The following is a 15,023-nucleotide window of genomic DNA, read 5'->3' on the forward strand; positions in this document are numbered from 1 at the left end:
GGATCACTCGACCGTGACGGACTTGGCCAGGTTGCGCGGCTGGTCGACGTCGTGACCCAGCAGCTCGGCCAGCTCGCCGGCGAAGATCTGCAGCGGCACGGTGGCCACGAGGGGCTGGAGCAGGGTGGGCGTCCTCGGCAGCCGGATCACCACGTCCGCGAAGGGCACGACCGAGTCGTCGCCGTCCTCGACCAGGACGATCGTGTAGGCACCGCGGGCCCGCACCTCCTGGATGTTGCTGACGATCTTCTCCTGCAGCTGGTCGCGGGCCCGGGGCGGCACGACGACGAACATCGGCAGGCCCTTCTCGACCAGGGCGATCGGACCGTGCTTGAGCTCGCCGGCCGCGAAGCCCTCCGCGTGCACGTAGGCCAGCTCCTTGAGCTTCAGCGCGCCCTCGAGCGCCACGGGGTAGCCCACGTGACGGCCCAGGAACAGGAACGAGCGCCGGTCGACGAGGTCGGCGGCGAGCTTGCGCACCTGGTCGCCCTCGTCGAGCATCCGCTGCACCTTCGCGGGAATCGCGTGCAGCTCGTCGATGACGTGGCTGATCTCGTCGCCGTACTTCGCGCCCTTGACCTGCGCGAGGTAGAGACCGAGCAGGTAGCAGGCGACCATCTGCGACAGGAAGCCCTTGGTGGAGGCGACCGCGATCTCGGGACCCGCGTGCGTGTAGATCACCGCGTCGGACTCGCGCGGGATCGTGGAGCCGTTGGTGTTGCAGATCGACAGCACCCGGGCGCGCTGCTGGCGCGCGTACCGGATGGCCATCAGGGTGTCCATGGTCTCGCCCGACTGGCTGATCGCCACGACCAGCGTGGAGCGGTCGATGATCGGGTCGCGGTAGCGGAACTCCGACGCGAGCTCGACCTCGCACGGGATGCGGGTCCAGTGCTCGATCGCGTACTTGGCCACGAGGCCGGCGTAGGAGGCCGTGCCGCACGCGATGACGATGATCTTGTCGATCTCGCGCAGCTCGTCGTCGGAGAGGCGCATCTCGTCGAGCTGGAGGCGGCCGTCGGTGCCGACGCGGCCGAGGAGGGTGTCCGCGACCGCCTTGGGCTGCTCGTCGATCTCCTTGGCCATGAACCACTCGTAGCCGCCCTTCTCGGCGGCGGTGACGTCCCAGTCGACGGTGTAGGCGGTGGTGGGGGCCTCGTGGCCGTCGAAGTCGGTGACCTCGATCGAGTCGGCGGTGATCGTGACGACCTGGTCCTGGCCCAGCTCGATGGCCTCGGCCGTGTAGTCGATGAACGCGGCCACGTCGGAGCCGAGGAAGTTCTCCCCGTCACCCCGACCGACCACGAGCGGGGAGTTGCGGCGGGCGCCCACGACGACGCCGGGGTTCAGGGCGTCGGCGAACACGAGGGTGAACGCGCCCTGCAGCTGCCGGCACACGGCGCGCACGGCGTCGGGGAGGTCTGCGGTCTGCTGCAGCTCGCGGTGCAGGAGGTGGGCGACGACCTCGGTGTCGGTCTCGGACGCGAACTCGTAGCCGGCGCCCTCGAGTTCGTCGCGCAGGACCATGAAGTTCTCGATGATGCCGTTGTGCACGACGGCGACCCGCTCGCCCGGGTCGAGGTGAGGGTGGGCGTTCGCGTCGGTGGGGCCGCCGTGGGTGGCCCAGCGGGTGTGGCCGATGCCGGTGGTGGAGGCCGGCAGCGGGTGCTCGGACAGCTCGGCGTCGAGGTTCGCGAGCTTGCCCGCCTTCTTCGCCCAGGCGATCTTGTCACCGTCGACGACGCCGACTCCGGTGGAGTCGTAGCCGCGGTATTCCAGCCGTCGCAGACCGCCCATCACGACGTCCAACGCCTGACGATGGCCCACGTATCCGACGATTCCACACATGGGTTCAGGGTACCGACTGAGCGGTGGGCGAGGTCGCTGGCAACAATGGTCGGTATGTCACGGGACCCGTCCCCCTACGTGGAGCTCGAGCGCTCGGCGTGGGCCGAGCTCGCACGCGATGCCGTCCAGCCGATGTCCCGCGAGGAGATCGAGCGCGTCCGAGGCCTGGGCGAGGAGCTCGATCTCGAAGAGGTGCAGCAGGTCTACGTGCCCCTGACGCAGCTGATCAGCCTGCGCGTGCGGCTGGCCGAGGCGCTCTACCGGGCCACCGAGCGGTTCCTCGGCGACCCCCAGCCCGACCGCGTGCCGTTCATCATCGGCCTGGCCGGATCGGTCGCGGTGGGCAAGTCCACCACCGCGCGCCTGCTGCGCGACCTGCTGGCCCAGCACGACGACCACGCGCACGTCGCCCTCGTGACCACCGACGGCTTCCTGCTGCCGAACGCCGAGCTCGAGCGGCGCGGCATCATGCACCGCAAGGGCTTCCCCGAGTCGTACGACCGCAAGGCGCTGCTGCGCTTCGTGATGCAGGCCAAGAGCGGCGCCGAGCACATCGAGGCTCCGGTCTACGACCACCTCACCTACGACCGCACCGACGAGACCGTCTCGTTGAAGCGCCCCGACATCCTCATCGTCGAGGGCCTCAACGTCCTCGCTCCCCCACGGACCCGCGGCGACGGCTCGCCCGGGCTGGCGATCAGCGACTTCTTCGACTTCTCGGTCTACGTCGACGCCAACAGCCGCGACATCCGGCGCTGGTACATCAGCCGCTTCCTGCGGCTGCGCGAGACCGCCTTCGCCGATCCCGCGTCGTACTTCCACCGCTACAGCACCCTGACCGACTCCGAGGCCGTCATGCGCGCCGAGGAGCTCTGGGACACGATCAACTGGCCGAACCTGCGCGAGAACGTGGCCACCACCCGCGGCCGCGCCGACCTCGTGCTGCGCAAGTCGGCCGATCACACCGTCGAGTGGGTCCGGCTCCGCAAGCTCTGACCGCCCCCTGGGTCAGCCGAGGTGCTTGACCCACTGGTCGGCCCACGCGCTGGCGCGGTAGCCGAGGTCCTCGTTGACGGCGATCATGTGGTCGTTCTGGGCGTCGTTCCAGGTCACGACGCGGCGGCGGCCGGCCATCTGGTCGCTGGCCTCGCGCATGGCCTGCTGCTTGAGCGAGAAGCCGAGCCCGTGGCCTCGGTGCTCGGGCAGCACGAGCGTGTCCCACTGGTAGACCTCGGGCGTCCCGTGCGGGAACAGCAGCTGCGTGTGGCCGGCGAGCGTGCCGTCGGGCGCGACCGCCACCACGGTCTGGGCGACCCGGTGCTGGCGCTTCCACTGGTCGACCTCGTGCAGCAGGCGGTCGGGGTCCCAGTACTCGTTCTCCAGCTGCGTCTCGCCGGACGGGGCCTCCTGGTTGAGCAGCGCGCGCAGGTGCGCGTACTGCTCGAGCCACTGCTGCGGCGGGGCGCCCCGCCACGCGGTCAGGGTGTACCCGTCCCGCGGTTCGGCGGGCGGCACGTCGGCCGGCAGGGCCAGCTCGCGCTGGACCAGCTGCGTGTCGAACCGGTAGCCACGAGCCAGCATGAACTCACGACCGGACCCGGTCTCGTCCTCGATCGGACGCAGCGTCTCGGTGAGGACCTGGTCGCGGCCGTCCTCCGCCACGCGCAGCTCGAGGCGCTCCAGCAGGGCGGTGCCGTGGCCCCGCCGGCGCAGCTCGGGCGGGACCCACACCTCCGCGAACGCGGTGGTGGCGTTGTCACGCTCGGGCAGCTCGGCCAGCGCCACCGCGACGACGGTCTCACCGTCGCGCAGCAGCAGGGAGTCGCAGCGGGTGTACGCGTCGCCGATGAGCAGCACCCGCAGCTCGTCGGCCGACCACGGCTGGTCGATGTAGCGCTCGTTGGACCGCAGGTAGACGTCGTGGAACTCCACGAAGCTGCCGTGGTCGGTGGGATCGAGCACGTCGATGGTCACGCTCATTCGGGCATTCTCGCACCGAAGCACGAGCGCGGACAGCCTCAGATCGCGCGGGTGAGGAAGACGCTGTTCGGGTCGAGCGCGTAGTCGGCGAACGGCTCGCACGGCTCGAACCCGTGCCGGACGTAGAGGCGCCGGGCGGGCGCGAAGTACGGCTGGGTCCCGGTCTCGAGACTCAGCCGGGTGAAGCCGCGGTCGCGGGACGCCCGCACGAGGTGCTCGAGCAGCGTGGTGGCGACACCACGGCCGCGGGCGAGCGCCGAGGTGCGCATCGACTTGATCTCGCCGTGCCCGGACCCGAGGTCCTTGAGCGCTCCGCAGCCCAGCAGCCGGCCCTCCTCGCGAGCGGTCCAGAAGCTGATCGCCTCGTGGCGCAGCGCGTCGAGGTCGAGGGCGTGCACGCTCTCGGCGGGACTGGTGGCGAACATGTCGGTGAGGTGCTCGGACAGCAACGCCCGGACGTCGTCGCGTTCGAGCCCGCCCGGCTCCACGGTGACCACGGTCAGAGTGCGAGGGTCGTGCGGACGACGCCGGCGAGGTGGTCGGCGATCTCCTGGGCCTCCTCGGCGGTGGGCGCCTCGACCATCACGCGCACGAGCGGCTCGGTGCCCGAGGGACGCAGCAGCACGCGTCCGGAGTCGCCCAGCTTCGCCTCGGCGGCCGCGACCTCGGCCAGCAGGCCCTCGTGGCTGGCCGCACCGTCGCGGTCGACGCCACCGACGTTGAGGAGCACCTGCGGCAGCCGCTGCATCGCCGAGGCCAGCTCGGACATCGTGCGGCCCGTGGAGGCCATCTCGGCGGCCAGCTGGAGCGCGGTGAGGGTGCCGTCGCCGGTGGTGGCGTAGCGGCTCATGATGACGTGGCCGGACTGCTCGCCGCCCAGCGTGTAGCCCCCGGCGCGCATCTCCTCGAGCACGTAGCGGTCGCCGACCGCCGTGCGCAGGACGGTGATGCCGGCAGCATCCATCGCGCGGGTGAAGCCGACGTTGCTCATCACCGTGGCCACGACCGTGTCGTCGACCAGCAGGCCCTCGCGCTTGCCGCGCAGGGCCAGGATGGCGAGGATCTGGTCGCCGTCGACGACCTCGCCGAACTGGTCGACTGCCAGGCAGCGGTCGGCGTCGCCGTCGAACGCGAAGCCGACGTCGGCCCTGCGCTCCACGACCACGCGACGCAGGTCGTCCAGGTGCGTGGAGCCGCAGCGCTCGTTGATGTTGAGACCGTCGGGCTCGGCGTGGATCGCGATGACCTCGGCGCCCGCCCGGGCGAAGGCGTCGGGGGCCGCCTCGTGGGTGGCGCCGTTCGCGCAGTCGAGGACGACACGCATCCCGTCGAGGCGGGTGGGCAGGGTGTCGAGCAGGTGGCGGACGTAGGCGCCGAGTCCGGCGTGGCTGTCACCGACGCGACCCACGTCGGCGCCCGTGGGCCGGTCCCACGGCTCCTCGAGGCGCTGCTCGATGGCGGCCTCGATCGCGTCGTCGAGCTTGACCCCGCCGCGTGCCAGGAACTTGATGCCGTTGTCGGGCATCGGGTTGTGGCTGGCGGAGATCATGACGCCCATGTCGGCCTCGAGGAACGCGGTCAGGTAGGCCGCACCGGGGGTGGGCACCACGCCGAGGCGGTGGACGTCGACCCCCGCAGACGCCAAACCCGCGACCACCGCGGCCTCCAGGAATTCTCCGGAGGCGCGGGTGTCGCGGGCGACGACTGCCGTGGGGCGCTGGTCGGCGAAGGCACCGGCCTCGCCGAGGACGTGGGCCGCGGCGACCGAGAGGTCGACCGCGAGCTCGGCGGTCAGGTCCCGATTGGCCAGACCCCGAACGCCATCGGTACCGAAGATCCGGCCCATACGCGCCGGCAGATCAGCGCTTGCTGTACTGCGGCGCCTTGCGGGCCTTCTTGAGTCCAGCCTTCTTGCGCTCCTTGATCCGCGAGTCGCGGGTCAGGAGGCCGGCCTTCTTCAAGGTGGGTCGGTTGACGTCGACGTCGATCGCGTTGAGCGAACGGGCCACACCGAGGCGCAGCGCGCCGGCCTGGCCGGTCATGCCGCCACCGCTGACGCGAGCGATCACGTCGAAGGAGTCCAGCAGGCCGGTGACGGCCAGCGCCTCCTTGGCGATCTGCTGGTGCAGCTTGTTCGGCAGGTGCTCCTCGAGCGGCTTGCCGTTGACGGTCCAGACGCCGGTGCCGGGAACGATGCGAACCCGGGCCACGGCCTCCTTGCGACGGCCGGTCGCCGACCCGGGGGCGATGATCGACTTGATCTCGCCGGCCGCGGCAGCGCCGGAGGACTCCGACGTGTAGGCGACACCCTCGGAGTTGGTGGTGTACTCGGTCTCTTCGGTGGTGGTCTCAGCCACGATGAACCTGCTTCTCGCTTACTGGGAGATCTGCGTGATCTCGAACGGCTGGGGCTTCTGGGCGGCATGCGGGTGATCCGGGCCGGCGTAGACCTTCAGCTTCGTGATGAGCTGACGGCCGAGGCGGTTCTTGGGGAGCATGCCACGCACCGACTTCTCGATCGCCTTGCGGGCGTCCTTGTCGAGCAGGTCGCCGTAGGCGATCTGCTTCAGGCCGCCCGGGTAACCGCTGTGGCGGTAGACGTTCTTGTCGGTGCGCTTGTTGCCCGACAGCGCGACCTTGTCGGCGTTGATGATGATGACGAAGTCACCACCGTCGACATGGGGCGCGTAGGTGGGCTTGTGCTTGCCACGCAGAAGGGTCGCCGCGGCAACCGAGAGACGGCCCAGGACAATGTCCTGGGCATCGATGACGTGCCACTGACGGGTGATGTCAGCAGGCTTCGGGCTGTACGTACGCACGGCGTGACCTTCTCGCTGCAAATCGAAATCTGTGAAGTCGGGACTCGCGTTGTCGGGCACGGTGACATGCCGCAACACAACGACTGCCCAGATTACCCGCCCGGACCCGCGCGGGTCAAAACGGGTCACCAGAACGTGACCCTGCTCTCGCGCGAGAGTCCGGGGGACACTAGGTTGGAGTGGGTCGCTCACCCCCGCGGCCGTTACTTCTCTGACGTCACAGGAGACCCGAATCGTGACCGACAAGCAGACGCTGACCATTCGTGACAACCGCTCCGGCGAGGACTACGAGGTCGAGATCACCGACGGCAGCATCCGCGCCGCGGACCTGGGCAAGATCGGCAAGTCCGACGACGACCCGGGCCTGGCCGTCTACGATCCGGGCTTCACCAACACCGCCTCCACGCGCAGCGCCGTCACCTACATCGACGGCGAGAAGGGCATCCTCGAGTACCGGGGCTACCCCATCGAGCAGCTCGCGGAGTCCTCCACCTACCTGGAGGTCGCCTACCTGCTCATCCACGGCGAGCTGCCCACGAAGGAGCAGCACGACCAGTGGGTGCACGAGATCACCTTCCACACGTTCGTGCACGAGAACCTCAAGAGCCAGCTGCAGGGCTTCCGCTACGACGCGCACCCCATGGGCATGCTGCTGTCGAGCGTCGGCGCCCTGTCGACGTTCTACCCCGAGGCCCGCAACATCAAGGACCCGCAGATCCGCCACGAGCAGATCGTGCGCATGATCGCGAAGATGCCGACGCTCGGTGCCTGGTCCTTCCGCCACGCGCAGGGCAAGCCGTACGTCTACCCCGACAACGACCTGTCGTACACCGAGAACTTCCTCTCGATGCTGTTCCGGATGAGCGAGCCGAAGTACGACCCGGACCCGCGCCTGGCCAAGGCCCTCGAGGTGCTGTTCATCCTGCACGCCGATCACGAGCAGAACGCCTCCACCAACGCGGTGCGCTCGGTGGGCTCCAGCCAGGTCGACCCGTACTCGGCCGTCACCGCCGGCATCGCGGCCCTGTACGGCCCGCTGCACGGTGGCGCCAACGAGGCCGTCCTGAAGATGCTCAAGCGCATCAAGACCAAGGAGAACGTCCCGGCGTTCATCGAGGGCGTCAAGAACGGCGACGAGCGCCTCATGGGCTTCGGCCACCGGGTCTACAAGAACTACGACCCGCGCGCCACGATCATCAAGAAGGCGTGCGACGACGTCTTCGAGGTCACCGGCGTCAACCCGCTGCTCGAGGTCGCCCAGGAGCTGGAGAAGATCGCGCTCGAGGACGAGTACTTCGTCAAGCGCAAGCTCTACCCGAACGTCGACTTCTACTCCGGCCTGATCTACGAGGCGCTGCAGTTCCCGCCGGAGATGTTCACGGTGCTGTTCGCCATCCCCCGCACGTCGGGCTGGCTGGCGCAGTGGCTCGAGCTCGTCGACGACCCGGAGCAGAAGATCGCCCGTCCCAAGCAGATCTACACCGGCGGGCGCCAGCTGGACTTCGTCCCGGCCAGCGAGCGCTGGAAGTGAGCTGAAGCAGCAACGGCGAAGGCCGCGAGCCCCTCGGGGTTCGCGGCCTTCGCCGTTCCTGCGGGTGGATCAGAGGCGCTCGAGCAGCAGCGACTGGGCGACACGTCCCACGGGTCCGGTGAGGTCGTGGAGCACGGCGGAGCTCAGGCCCACGCCGTCGCGCCCGATCGACGACTCGGCCACGAGCCCGGTCCAGACCCCGGCGGGCCGATCGGCGAGGTGCACCGTCAGCTCGGTGTTCATGAAGACCCAGTCCCGCGGGTCCAGCCTCGAGCCGACGCCGCTGGCCGCGTCGGCGATCGCGATGGACCGCTCGAGCTCGTCGTCGTCCTCGCCCGCGACGAGCGGGTAGGGCATCGAGGCCCACGCCACGGCAGGACCGTCGATCCGGCCGATCTGCGTGCGCACGGCCCACTCCAGCGAGCCCACGAAGCCGCGGCGCCAGCTGGCCGGCACTCCGAGCTCGCCGTGATCCAGCTCCTGCTGCGTCGGCGCGGCGATCGGCGCCTCCGGCACGTGAACGACATCGGTGGAGTCGGCGGTGCGCAACCACCAGGCGGAGGCCTGCGCCACCGGCCGCCCTCCTTGCGATGCGACCGCCGACAGCAGGGAGATCTTCCGGCCGGGCCGCGCGATCGACGCCGAGACCTCGATCGGGGCCATCAGGACCGGGCCGAGGATCTCGACCGTGGTCCGGGCGATGCGACCGGGAACGGACTGCGGCAGCCGCCGCATCGACCGCGTCAGGACCGCGCCGACCGGGCCGCCGTGCTGGAGGTCGTCGCTCCACGGGCTGCCCGCGGCCGCCGTGGGCGCGAAGACCTCCCGCACCCGGCCGTGCTCGTCCTGCCCGCGGTCGGCGAGCTCGTAGCACCCGACCGGGACGTCGTCAGTTCTCACGGACCAGAGCCTCCTGCACGACGTGGCACACCTGGGCGTCGGCGTCGCCGAACACGGCCGCCTCGACCAGGGCGCGGCCGTCGTGGGCCGTGGGACTGGCGTGCTCGAACAGCAGCCACTCGTCGGCGCGGGCCGGGCGGTGGAACCACAGCGTGTGGTCGAGGGAGACCGCGCTCCACCGTTCGGCCAGGGAGCGCTCGTGACCGGCGCGGTGGCCGTGCGGGGCGACGGCCATCGACATCAGCATGAGGTCGCTGACGTAGCCGATGGCGGCCTGGTGCAGGAGCGGGTCGTCGCCCAGGTCCTCGGTGACGCGCATCCAGATGTTCTGGACCGGGGCCGCCGAGTGCGGCGGCGCGACGGGGTCCTCCGGCGCGACCCGCACCTCGACCGTGCTGAATCCCTCCCAGTACTCCCCCAGCCCGCCGTCGTGCTCCGCGAGCACCCGCAGGTCGGTGCTGGCCTCGGCGGCCGCACTGAGCGGGGGCCTGCGGGAGTGTGCGAGCCCGTCACGCGGCTCCACGAGGGAGATCGTCGAGCGGCACACCAGGCGGTCGTCCTGCACGGCATCGACGACGCGCGTGGAGAACTGGCGCCCGTCGCGCAGCCGCTCCACCTCGAAGCGGATCGGCCGGTCGGAGCGGCCCGGTCGCAGGAAGGTGGTGTGGAGGGAGTTCACGAGCCGGCCCTCGTCGACGGAGCGGCCCGCCGCGATGATCGACTGGGCGACCAGCTGGCCGCCGTAGAGCTGCGGCAGCGGCACGCCGTCGCCGTGGCCGATCCAGACGTCGTCACCCGCCCCGCCCAGGTCGAGGATCGACCCGAGCGAGGCCACCGACGTGGTCACCCCTTCGGCTCCGACGCCACCTTGCGCGGCGGGCGGGGGAAGAACCCGCTGGTGCGCGCGACGTAGGCGTCGAACTCCGGGCCGCGCTTGCGGCGCATCCCCTTCTCGGTGAGCTTCGCGCCGCTGAAGGTGGTGAGCAGCCACGTCATGAGGATCGGCGAGAACACCGTCAGCACGCCCCACGGGGAGCCGAGCGTCAGCAGGAACAGGCCCACCCACACGCACGCGTCACCGAAGTAGTTCGGGTGACGGGTCCAGGCCCACAGGCCCCGGTCCATCAGCTTGCCGGCGTTCGCCGGGTCGGCCTTGAAGCGTGAGAGCTGCCAGTCGCCGACGGCCTCGAAGAGGAAGCCGATCGTCCAGATGGCGATGGCGACGACCACGAGGGCGTCGACGCCGCGCGACACGTAGACCGCGAACTGCACGGGGATCGAGACGACCCACGCGAGCACGGCCTGCATGCCGTAGATCTTCTTGACGAGGAACGGGATCAGCGGGCGGCCCTTGCGGGAGCGCAGCAGCGCCGTGTAGCGCGGGTCCTCGCCCTTGCCGATGTTCCGCCTGCCGATGTAGAGACCCAGGCGCAGTCCCCAGATCGCGGTCAACAGCACCACGATGAGACGTCGGGTGTCGTCGCCGTCGGAGCCGGCCGACATCAGCCAGGACACCACGGCGATCACGACGAACGCCGGGCCCCACGTGATGTCGATGATGGAGTGGTCGTTCACGCGCTGGGCGATCGCCATGACGATCGCGAAGAACACCACGACGGCCACGGCCGTGACCAGCAGGTTGAGGGCGAAGTCGCCCCAGGGGTAGTCGTACATCGGTCCTCTTCTTAGTGGGTGCTCGCGGCGAGATCCGCGGCGAGGCTCTGGAAGGCGTCCTGGGCGTGGGTGAACGTGTGCGGGTCCCTCGCGCGGGAGTCGGCGAGCAGCCGCTCGAGGGTGGCCGGGTCGAGGGACTCGGAGGCGTCGTAGCCGACGGTCCCCCACTCGACGGCGTCGGCGGCGCGCAGCGCGGAGCCGGCGGCGACGACGACCTGGCCGTTGATCGTGCTCTCCGGCGAGGCCAGGGCGGTCACGAGCGGGGCGACGAGGTCGGAGCGCATGCGGTCGGCATGGCGCGGATCCATCCCGGCCTCGGTCATCTGGGTCGTGGCGTACGGAAGCACGACGTTGGTGAGCACGTTCTTGCCGGCCCCCTCGACGGCGGCCGTGCGGCCGAAGGCGATCACGGCGCCCTTGCTGGCGGCGTAGGCCGACACCGTGGTCTCGCCGTGCAGGCCGGCGGTGGAGGCGATCAGCACGAGCCGTCCGAACCCGGCGCCGCGCATGTGCGCCATCGCCGCGGCGGCGGGCAGCACCGTGCCGGTCACGTTGATGTCGAGCACCTGGCCGAAGCTCTCGGCGGTGGTCTTGTGCGCCATCTGCGGCGCGCTGACGGCGGCACTGGTCACGAGCACGTCGAGCCGGCCGAAGCTCTCGAGCGCGGTGGCCACGAGGCGCTCGCCGATGGCGGGGTCGGCCACGTCGTCGTGGTTGGCCACGGCGCGTCCACCCAGGGCCTGGATCTCGGCGACCACGTGGTCGGCCGGGCCCAGCCCGTCGGCGTCGACCTGCCGGTTGCGGTTGTTGACCACGACGGCCGCTCCCGCGCGGGCCAGGTCCAGGGCGAACGCCCGCCCCAGGCCCTTGCCGCCACCGGTGACCACGGCGACCCGGCCGTCCAGAACTCGACTCATGAATCCTCACTTCGACTGATAGAGATACTCCGTTAGTTGTAGTACGGTGTGACGCAGATGACAAGTCCCCACGCGGGGAGCCGCACGACTTCGAGGAACGGCCGATGACCGACGGGGGACCCACGCTGCTCGAGCCGGGCGGCACGAACGCCGTCGGACGCATGCTGGGCATCCTCGGCGACGAGTGGTCACTGCTGCTCCTGGGCCACTCGTCCCGCGGGCTGACCAGGTACGGCGAGTTCCGCCGCGCCATGCCGATCTCGAACTCCGTGCTGACCCACCGACTGACCCAGCTGGCCGAGCACGGCCTGCTCGATCGGCGCATCTACCGGACCAACCCACTGCGTGCCGAATACCTGCCGACCGCCCGCAGCCGCACGCTGTGGCCCATGATGCTGGCCATCTGGGAGTGGGAGCGCCGCTGGACCGGACCCGCCGGCGAGGCCCTCCCCCGTCGCCGCCACGACACGTGCGGCGCCGAGTTCGCTCCCCTGCTGACGTGCCGAGCGTGCGGCGCCCCGGTCGAGGCCCGCGACATCCGCGCGGCCTGGGGACCCAGCGGCGGCTGGGAGCGATCGGTTCCCGCGTCCTCCACGCGCCGGCGACCGGACTCGGTCACCGTCTCCCCGCAGTACCCCCAGACCCTGGAGATCTTCGGGAACCGGTGGTCCTCGGCCCTGATCGGCGCGGCGTTCCGCGGCATGGTCCGGTTCAGCGAGTTCGAGTCCGCCCTCGGCGCTCCCCCCACGCTGATCGCCGAGCGACTGCGCGCGTTCTGCGCCCTCGGCGTGCTGGAGTCCCGCCAGCACGCCCGCCACCCCGGGCGCCCCGAGTACCACCTGACCGACAAGGGACGGGCCTTCTTCCCCATCACGGCCCTGTCCCTGCACTGGGCCCAGAAGTGGTTCGTCTCGCCCGAGGGACCGGCGCTCGTCCAGACCCACGCGGCGTGCGGGCAGGACTTCCTCGCGCACCTGGCCTGCGACCAGTGCCGGCAGCCGTTGCGCACGGGCACCATCACGATCGTCCCGGTCATCGAGGACCGGACCACACATGAAGGAACAGCATGAACGGAGCACGCACCGTCGCGGACCTCCTCCGCGCGAGCAGCCGGTCGTACCGCGACTCGTCCGCGATCGTCGGAGAGGGACGGACCGTCACCTACGGCGAACTCGACACCCGCACCAACCAGGTCGCGTCAGGCCTGCGGGCCCACGGCCTCGGGCGCGGCGACCGCGTCGCTTACCTCGCCCGCAACGGCACGGAGTTCTGGGAGCTCTTCTTCGGCACGGCGAAGTCCGGCCCCGCCGTGGTGCCGCTGAACTTCCGCCTGTCCGCCGACGAGATCGCCTGGATCCTGTCGGACGCGGAGCCGTCGGTCCTCGTCGTGGAGGACCACCTCACCGACCTCGTGCCGGCCGACTTCGACGGGCTGCGCCTGGTCTTCAGCCAGGAGGGCGAGCCGACCGTCCCGCAGGGCTGGGTCGCGTACGAGCAGTGGCTCGCGCAGCAGTCCACGACCGACCCGGCGCAGGACGTGAGCGGCGACGACCTGCTGTCGCTCATGTACTCCTCCGGCACCACGGGCAAGCCGAAGGGCGTCACCACCACGTCCGACGCGATGCTGGCCGCGGTCGCCGCGTTCGCCGCGCAGTTCGAGGTCGGGCCCGACACGGTGAGCCTCGTGCCGACGCCGTACTACCACATCGCCGCGGGCGGCTGGTCGCTCATCTCGCTGGCCCACGGCGGCCGGATCATCCAGTTCATCGAGGTGACGCCGCAGAGCATGCTGGGCCTGCTCGTCGGCCATCGCGCGACGCACGTGATCATGGTCCCGACCGTCATGCAGATGGTGATCTCCAACCCCCAGGCCGCCGCGGCGGACTACTCCAGCGTCGAGCACCTGGTCTACGGCGGCTCCCCGATCTCGGAGACCGTCATGCTCGGCACGCAGGAGATCTTCGACGCCAAGCTCTCGCAGAGCTACGGCCTCACCGAGACCATCGGCGTGACCACGATCCTGCGTCCCGAGGACCACGTCACCGGCCCCGAGAGCAAGCTGCAGTCCGCCGGTCGCGCCGTGCCCGGCATCGAGATCCGGACCGTCGACGGCGAGGGCAAGGACGTCCCCACGGGCGAGGTCGGCGAGGTCGTCGTCCGCGGCGCCATGGTGACCCGCTCGTACTGGCGCCGGCCCGACGCCACGGAGGCCTCGTTCTTCGACGGCGACTGGTTCCGCACCGGGGACGCCGGCTACCTGGACGCCGACGGCTACCTGTTCCTCAAGGACCGGCTGAAGGACATGATCGTCACCGGCGGGGAGAACGTGTACCCCGCCGAGGTCGAGAACGTCCTCATGGCGCACCCCGCCGTGCAGGAGGTCGCCGTCATCGGCATCCCGTCGCAGCGCTGGGGCGAGACGCCGCACGCCGTCGTGGTGACGCGGCAGGGCGAGTCCGTCACGCCCGAGGAGCTCATCGCGTTCACGCGCGAGCACCTGGCCCACTTCAAGTGCCCCACCTCCGTCGAGGTGATCGAGATGCTTCCCCGTAATCCCTCGGGGAAGATCCTCAAGCGAGAGCTGCGCGCGCCCCACTGGGCCGCCGCAGAAAGGACCATCGGATGACCAGCCCCTTCCCGATCCTGCGCCAGGTCGTCATCGGCGCCCGTGACCTCGAGGCGACCAGCCGCGAGCTGCGCGAGACCTTCCACCTCGAGCCCGGCTTCGCCGATCCGCTCCTGGAGGAGATGCACCTCGCGGACGAGACCATCCCCGTCGGGCCCGAGGCCCACCTGGAGCTGGTCGGTCCGCTGAGCGACCGCGCCTCCATCAACGCCTGGCTGGACCGTGTCGGCGGGACGTCGGGGTACTGCATCTCGGTCCAGGTCCCCGATCTCGATCCGCACCTCGCGGCGATCGAGGCCGCCGGCGTGCGCCTGGCCATCCAGGCCGAGGCCTACGGGCGCCGGATCGTCCAGCTGCATCCCGGCGACATGGGACTGCTGGTCGAGCTCGACGAGATCCCCGACGCTGACGAGTGGTTCTGGGACCACCTCGAGCACCCGCCGTCGCCCGACCCGTGGATCGACGACGTGGTGGGGATCGACCTGGCCACGCCCGACCCGCAGGGCCGGGCCGAGCGTTGGGCCGCGGTGTTCCGGGTGCCCGTGCTGGAGAAGGACGGGCACCCGGTCATCGAGCTCGGCACGCGGACCGTGCGCTTCGTCCAGGACGAGGCACCGCGGATGAGCGCCATCGACGTGCGGGCGACCCCCGCCGGCGCCGGCCTGCCCGAGGCCATCGAACTCGGCCGCGTCACGCTGCGGGTCCTGCGGGACTGAGCGGGACCGGAC

General features: G+C 70.6%; 15 protein-coding genes. 5 read left to right on the forward strand and 10 right to left on the reverse strand.

The features are described 5' to 3' along the window. Positions 1-3: 3 nt before the first annotated feature. On the reverse strand, positions 4-1,848 hold the full coding sequence (gene glmS, locus B5D60_RS04325) for a glutamine--fructose-6-phosphate transaminase (isomerizing) (RefSeq protein WP_078699007.1): 1,845 nt from the start codon (positions 1,846-1,848) through the stop codon (positions 4-6). A gap of 45 nt (positions 1,849-1,893) precedes the next feature. Here glmS and coaA point away from each other — a divergent pair, with 45 nt between their 5' ends. Then, a complete protein-coding gene (coaA, locus tag B5D60_RS04330; protein WP_078699008.1) occupies positions 1,894-2,844 on the forward strand; it encodes a type I pantothenate kinase in 951 nt (316 codons plus the stop codon). 12 nt (positions 2,845-2,856) lie between these two features. Here the strand turns inward: coaA and B5D60_RS04335 are convergent, their stop codons facing one another. From B5D60_RS04335 to rplM, 5 genes are read right to left on the reverse strand one after another with little or no spacing between them, the layout of a single operon-like run. Then, positions 2,857-3,828, reverse strand: coding sequence for a GNAT family N-acetyltransferase (locus B5D60_RS04335; RefSeq protein ID WP_078699009.1), 972 nt, complete (start codon positions 3,826-3,828; stop codon positions 2,857-2,859). 38 nt (positions 3,829-3,866) lie between these two features. Further along, entirely contained in the window at positions 3,867-4,325 is a 459-nt protein-coding gene (locus B5D60_RS04340; RefSeq protein WP_231948970.1) for a GNAT family N-acetyltransferase, read from the reverse strand. A gap of 2 nt (positions 4,326-4,327) precedes the next feature. Next, the gene (glmM, locus tag B5D60_RS04345; RefSeq protein WP_078699010.1) at positions 4,328-5,674 is read right to left on the reverse strand and encodes a phosphoglucosamine mutase; all 1,347 of its coding nucleotides are present in this window, start codon (positions 5,672-5,674) and stop codon (positions 4,328-4,330) included. 13 nt (positions 5,675-5,687) lie between these two features. Next, entirely contained in the window at positions 5,688-6,185 is a 498-nt protein-coding gene (rpsI, locus tag B5D60_RS04350; RefSeq protein WP_078699011.1) for a 30S ribosomal protein S9, read from the reverse strand. Between the two features lie 18 nt (positions 6,186-6,203). After that, complete coding sequence (gene rplM, locus B5D60_RS04355) at positions 6,204-6,647, reverse strand: 50S ribosomal protein L13 (protein ID WP_078699012.1); 444 nt, start codon at positions 6,645-6,647, stop codon at positions 6,204-6,206. Between the two features lie 235 nt (positions 6,648-6,882). Between rplM and B5D60_RS04360 the strand changes: the two genes are divergently transcribed. After that, positions 6,883-8,178: a citrate synthase gene (locus B5D60_RS04360; RefSeq protein WP_078699013.1), complete on the forward strand. Its 1,296-nt coding sequence runs from the start codon at positions 6,883-6,885 to the stop codon at positions 8,176-8,178. A gap of 69 nt (positions 8,179-8,247) precedes the next feature. On the opposite strand, the gene B5D60_RS04365 is transcribed toward B5D60_RS04360, so the two are convergent. Genes B5D60_RS04365 through B5D60_RS04380 form a run of 4 tightly spaced genes read right to left on the reverse strand, consistent with a single transcriptional unit; the run spans position 8,248 to position 11,669 of the window. Then, positions 8,248-9,078, reverse strand: coding sequence for a thioesterase family protein (locus B5D60_RS04365; protein ID WP_078699014.1), 831 nt, complete (start codon positions 9,076-9,078; stop codon positions 8,248-8,250). Beyond that, entirely contained in the window at positions 9,068-9,925 is an 858-nt protein-coding gene (locus B5D60_RS04370; protein ID WP_078699015.1) for an acyl-CoA thioesterase, read from the reverse strand. The genes B5D60_RS04365 and B5D60_RS04370 overlap by 11 nt, the downstream gene beginning before the upstream one ends. Then, positions 9,922-10,752 carry a DUF1295 domain-containing protein gene (locus tag B5D60_RS04375; protein WP_078699016.1) on the reverse strand — a complete coding sequence of 277 codons (831 nt, stop codon included), beginning with the start codon at positions 10,750-10,752 and terminating at the stop codon, positions 9,922-9,924. The genes B5D60_RS04370 and B5D60_RS04375 overlap by 4 nt, the downstream gene beginning before the upstream one ends. A gap of 11 nt (positions 10,753-10,763) precedes the next feature. Next, positions 10,764-11,669 carry an SDR family NAD(P)-dependent oxidoreductase gene (locus B5D60_RS04380; RefSeq protein ID WP_078699017.1) on the reverse strand — a complete coding sequence of 302 codons (906 nt, stop codon included), beginning with the start codon at positions 11,667-11,669 and terminating at the stop codon, positions 10,764-10,766. A gap of 104 nt (positions 11,670-11,773) precedes the next feature. On the opposite strand from B5D60_RS04380, the gene B5D60_RS04385 reads away from it, so the two are divergent. The 3 genes from B5D60_RS04385 to B5D60_RS04395 are packed head-to-tail and all read left to right on the forward strand — an operon-like array spanning position 11,774 to position 15,011. Next, positions 11,774-12,739 carry a winged helix-turn-helix transcriptional regulator gene (locus tag B5D60_RS04385; protein ID WP_078699018.1) on the forward strand — a complete coding sequence of 322 codons (966 nt, stop codon included), beginning with the start codon at positions 11,774-11,776 and terminating at the stop codon, positions 12,737-12,739. Continuing rightward, positions 12,736-14,295 carry a long-chain-fatty-acid--CoA ligase gene (locus B5D60_RS04390; RefSeq protein WP_078699019.1) on the forward strand — a complete coding sequence of 520 codons (1,560 nt, stop codon included), beginning with the start codon at positions 12,736-12,738 and terminating at the stop codon, positions 14,293-14,295. Before B5D60_RS04385 ends, B5D60_RS04390 begins: the two co-directional genes overlap by 4 nt. After that, complete coding sequence (locus B5D60_RS04395) at positions 14,292-15,011, forward strand: VOC family protein (protein ID WP_078699020.1); 720 nt, start codon at positions 14,292-14,294, stop codon at positions 15,009-15,011. Before B5D60_RS04390 ends, B5D60_RS04395 begins: the two co-directional genes overlap by 4 nt. The last annotated feature ends 12 nt before the right edge of the window (positions 15,012-15,023 follow it).

It is taken from the genome of Aeromicrobium choanae (assembly GCF_900167475.1).
GTDB lineage: Bacteria > Actinomycetota > Actinomycetes > Propionibacteriales > Nocardioidaceae > Aeromicrobium > Aeromicrobium choanae.

What these genes read in the sequence shown, in the direction of transcription:
- glmS (WP_078699007.1), bottom strand. Translation starts at nt 1,848, where the DNA reads ATGTGTGGAATCGTCGGATACGTGGGCCATCGTCAGGCGTTGGACGTC.
- coaA (WP_078699008.1), top strand. Translation starts at nt 1,894, where the DNA reads ATGGTCGGTATGTCACGGGACCCGTCCCCCTACGTGGAGCTCGAGCGC.
- B5D60_RS04335 (WP_078699009.1), bottom strand. Translation starts at nt 3,828, where the DNA reads ATGAGCGTGACCATCGACGTGCTCGATCCCACCGACCACGGCAGCTTC.
- glmM (WP_078699010.1), bottom strand. Translation starts at nt 5,674, where the DNA reads ATGGGCCGGATCTTCGGTACCGATGGCGTTCGGGGTCTGGCCAATCGG.
- B5D60_RS04375 (WP_078699016.1), bottom strand. Translation starts at nt 10,752, where the DNA reads ATGTACGACTACCCCTGGGGCGACTTCGCCCTCAACCTGCTGGTCACG.
- B5D60_RS04380 (WP_078699017.1), bottom strand. Translation starts at nt 11,669, where the DNA reads ATGAGTCGAGTTCTGGACGGCCGGGTCGCCGTGGTCACCGGTGGCGGC.
- B5D60_RS04385 (WP_078699018.1), top strand. Translation starts at nt 11,774, where the DNA reads ATGACCGACGGGGGACCCACGCTGCTCGAGCCGGGCGGCACGAACGCC.
- B5D60_RS04390 (WP_078699019.1), top strand. Translation starts at nt 12,736, where the DNA reads ATGAACGGAGCACGCACCGTCGCGGACCTCCTCCGCGCGAGCAGCCGG.
- B5D60_RS04395 (WP_078699020.1), top strand. Translation starts at nt 14,292, where the DNA reads ATGACCAGCCCCTTCCCGATCCTGCGCCAGGTCGTCATCGGCGCCCGT.